This window comes from Mycobacterium sp. TH-M82 (genome assembly GCF_057473605.1).
Window position 1 is genome coordinate 1 of sequence record NZ_JBYCKY010000353.1, and the last position, 3,824, is coordinate 3,824.

A 3,824-nucleotide genomic window follows, 5' to 3' on the forward strand; every position below is an offset into this window, starting at 1 on the left:
TGGCTGTGACAGTCTGGATTGGCCCCAGGAGGGCGGCTTGAAGTGGCCCCACCTGTGTGGCGACGGAGTGTCGTTGTGACGGTCTGATTTGGCCCCACCTCACCTGTGATCGGTGGTCCGATAACCCAGGATCACTGTCACGTGAAGGTGGAGGCTGGAAGATGAGGTCAAGGGTGGAGCAGTTCGCGGATATTCGCCGTGATCGTCGGGTTGATGGCTTGTCGATTCGGGCGTTGGCCGATAGACATGGCGTGCATCGGCGCACGGTGCGTCAGGCGTTGGAGTCAGCGATCCCGCCGGTGCGTAAGACGCCGCAGCGCGTCGCGCCTCGGTTGGAGCCGTTCAAGGCGGCGATCGACGAGATGTTATGTGCTGATTTGGATGCGCCGAAAAAGCAGCGTCATACCGCGCGGCGGGTCTTGGCCCGGTTGGTGGATGAGCATGGGGCGGTGGGATTGTCGTATTCGACGGTGCGAGATCATGTTCGCAAGCGCCGGCCGCAGATCTTTGCTGAGGCGGGCAAACCGCTGGAGCCCGGCTATGTGCCGCAGACCCATCCGCCCGGCGCGGAGGGCGAGGTCGATTTTCATGATCTGTGGGTGATCCTGCGTGGGGTCAAGACCAAGACCGCGTTGTTCACCATGCGGTTGAGCTATTCGGCGCGTGCGGCGCATCGAGCGTATTTGACTCAGGGCCAAGAGGCGTTTTTGGAGGGCCACGTCTATGGGTTTGGCCGGCTGGGCGGGGTGCCGTGCGGAAAGGTGCGCTATGACAACCTGACCAGTGCGGTCAATGAGGTGTTTCTGACTTAACCGCAGAGATCGCGTGGAAAATTACCCAACTCATGGCGTCTCCCCGGTGGGGTTGGTGTTGGCGCGATGGTAGTCGATTCGGCGTTGCCGGGCTTGGTCGAGGCCGTCGCGGCGGGCCTGGCGGATGGCCTCGCCGCGGCCGCGGTGTTCATCGTTGGGTGTGACATACCCGATCGCCTCGTGCAACCTCACCGTATTGTATTCGATTCGCACTCTGGCCAATTCGGCTTCCAGGACATCTGGGGCGTCGATGGTCTCCAGGTGGGGCCACTCGCCTTTGATGTGCCCGAAGAACGATTCGATCCACGCCTGGTCTTGAGGCACCCCGGGGCGTCCGTGGTGCTGGACGATGGCCATCAGGGCCATGAAGGCGCGGGTGTCGTGGGCGGTCATCGGTGAACCGTTGTCCGACACCGCGAGCAGGATCGGCCGGCGCGGGTCGTCGGGGTCGAGGTCGAGGCGTTCATCGGTGAGCAGCTCCAGCAGGCCTTCGGCTTCAAGAGCCGCCTCGAAGATCACCTTGACCTGGGTGGCGGTCTCTTCCACGCTGACCAAAGTGTCGATCCACTTACGGCTGACCATGTCCACGATGGCAAACACGATGCGGCGGGCTCGGGTGAAGTGGGTCGCGTCCCAGATCCAGATCCGGTTGGGCTCCCAGACCAGCCAGTCCGGCCACGGCCTGCGCTCGGAGCGGCTGCGCGGCGCCGGCTCGGGCAGGGTGAGTCCGTGGGTGATCAGCACCCTCCGCAAACTCGACGGCGACACCCACACCAGGTGCTCGTAGGAGCCGCGGTGGGCCAGCTTGCGATGTGAGCGGTCCATTGGACCCCAGCGTTGCACCAGGTCGAGGATCGCGGTGATCTCCTCGGGCAGCAGCGCGTGCACGGGGTGCCCGCCAGGGGCGGCGTCGACCAGTGTGCCGGTGTCGCGGCGTCGTGCCCGCCAACGGTGCACCCGCGAATCGGAGACACCCCATAGGCTGCATGCCCAGCTGTGGGCGAACCCGGCGGCGACCGCCTCATCGACGGTCTTCAGGACGGTTTCTTTGACCTCGGCGGGGACCCGCGCCGGCACCGACCCGGTCAGCCCCAACCGGATTTTCCCCGCACAACCGCCAGCTCGATGGCCTGGGCCTTGACCGCTTCGGTCAACTGCGCGATCTCCGAGCGTGCCGCTTCGAGCTGCCAGTCGCGTTGCCTGCCAGGCCGTCCCGGCTTGCGGGCCAATGCGGCCAGGGCGGCGTCTTTGACCGTGCGTCGGATGCCGATCACCGTGGACACGTCCACGCACCACTTGCGGGCGGCCTCTGCTTGGCTGATCTCCCCACTGGTGATCTGCAAGAAGATCTCCCACTTGGTCTCCGCAGACAACTTCGATGGCCGACGCCGGCCTTTGCTGGACTCCGACATGAACCACTCCTCTCGGGCTACCCGAGAAGACTCCCAGCATTGGGTAATTTCTCATGCCGATCTCTGCGGCGAAGTCAGACGCAAACCATCAAGCAGGTGCTCTTTGGGCGCTCGCGGCAGGAGAACGAGCGTTGGATTTCGTTCAAATCGCACTATGGTTTTGAGGCGTGGTATTGCCAGCCCGGCCATGAGGGCAGCCACGAAAAGGGCGGCGTGGAGGGCGAGGGCGGGCGGTTTCGTAGAAACCACTGTGTCCCCATGCCTGTCGTCGACTCGATTGACGAGCTCAACGCGCTGCTGGAGGTCGCCGACGACGCCGATGACGCCCGCCGTGTGGGCAACCGGTCAACCAGTGTGAGCCAGGACTGGGCGTTTGAGAAGACGCTGTTGCGCCCGTTGCCGAGCGAATCATTCGATACCGCATTGACTTTGACGCCTCGGGTAGACCGCTACGCGCAGGTGATGGTGCGCTGCAATCAATATAGCGTGCCGGCCCGCTTCATTGGCCATCGGCTTCAGGTGAAGTTATCGGCGTCGCAAGTCACTGTCTATTATCGCAATTCGCTGGTAGCACGGCATCAACGGGCGGTCGGCAAGGGCGCCAAAGTGCTGGACTTGGACCACTATCTTGAGATCCTGTTGCGTAAGCCCGGCGCACTGCCTGGGGCCACCGCGCTGGCCCAAGCACGGTCAGCCAAGGTCTTCACCGCCGAGCACGAGGCGTTTTGGGCCGCCGCCCGCAAAGCCCACGGTGATGCCGGCGGCACGCGGGCCCTGGTGGAGGTGCTGTTATTGCATCGCCACATCGAGCGCATCGATATGCTGGCCGGGATCACCGCGGCGCTGTCGGTAGGGTCCACCAGTGTTGATGTGGTGGCCCTAGAGGCCCGCAAGGCCGGCGAACGTCGCCGCGCGGTCGGCGGGCCAGACGGCGCCGACCAGGGCCGGTGTGTGGTGAGCCTGGCCGAGCATCGCTTGACGGCTGTGCCCGCCGATAATCGTGCGGCACCCTCGCTGAACAAATACGACACTCTGCTGGATCGCGAAACCTCATGACCCGGCGGCGCGGCGTCACCGAGCAGGCCGCGGTCGCCGCGATCGAGCAGGGTTGTCGCATTCTGCGGCTCCCGACCATCCGTGACCGCTTTGCCGAGATCGCCGCCGCCGCCGAACGCGAGCAACTGAGCTACCTCGGGTTTTTATCGGAGCTGGTGATTGCCGAATGCGACGACCGCACACAGCGTCGCGCCCAGCGGCGTATCCGTGACGCCGGCTTTCCTCGTCTAAAGCGGTTGGAGGAGTTTTCTTTTGACGCCAACCCGGCCATCAACCCCGCGGTGATTGGCCAGCTCGCCACCTGCGGCTGGGTCAAGGCCGGGCACCCGTTGTGCTTGATCGGGGATTCTGGCACCGGCAAAACTCACCTATTGATAGCCCTGGGCACCTTGGCCGCTGAAGCCGGCTACCGGGTGCGTTACACACTGGCCAGCAAGTTGGTCAACGAGTTAGTCGAAGCCGCCGACGACAAGCAACTCACCAAACTGATAAGCCGCTATGGCAGAGTGGACTTGATCCTCGTTGACGAATTGGGGTACTTGCA

Annotated in this window: 4 protein-coding genes and 1 pseudogene; 3 read left to right on the forward strand and 2 right to left on the reverse strand. The window is 64.0% G+C overall.

Translation table 11 applies throughout. From position 1 onward, the window contains the following. Positions 1 to 161 precede the first annotated feature (161 nt). A pseudogene (locus AC2VON_RS10985) lies at positions 162 to 800 on the forward strand (IS21 family transposase); the annotation flags it as partial. Positions 801 to 842: 42 nt separating this feature from the next. On the opposite strand, the gene AC2VON_RS10990 reads toward AC2VON_RS10985, so the two are convergent. Both AC2VON_RS10990 and AC2VON_RS10995 read right to left on the reverse strand, forming a co-directional pair. Beyond that, complete coding sequence (locus tag AC2VON_RS10990; protein ID WP_486952984.1) at positions 843 to 1,907, reverse strand: transposase; 1,065 nt, start codon at positions 1,905 to 1,907, stop codon at positions 843 to 845. After that, entirely contained in the window at positions 1,898 to 2,224 is a 327-nt protein-coding gene (locus AC2VON_RS10995) for a hypothetical protein (RefSeq protein ID WP_486952985.1), read from the reverse strand. The genes AC2VON_RS10990 and AC2VON_RS10995 overlap by 10 nt, the downstream gene beginning before the upstream one ends. Before the next feature lie 354 nt (positions 2,225 to 2,578). Between AC2VON_RS10995 and AC2VON_RS11000 the strand changes: the two genes are divergently transcribed. Together AC2VON_RS11000 and AC2VON_RS11005 are read left to right on the forward strand one after the other, a co-directional pair. Further along, the gene (locus tag AC2VON_RS11000; protein WP_486952986.1) at positions 2,579 to 3,280 is read left to right on the forward strand and encodes a Mu transposase domain-containing protein; all 702 of its coding nucleotides are present in this window, start codon (positions 2,579 to 2,581) and stop codon (positions 3,278 to 3,280) included. Then, a partial coding sequence (locus AC2VON_RS11005; protein ID WP_486952987.1) for an ATP-binding protein occupies positions 3,277 to 3,824 on the forward strand: 548 nt, incomplete at its 3' end. The genes AC2VON_RS11000 and AC2VON_RS11005, both read left to right, overlap by 4 nt.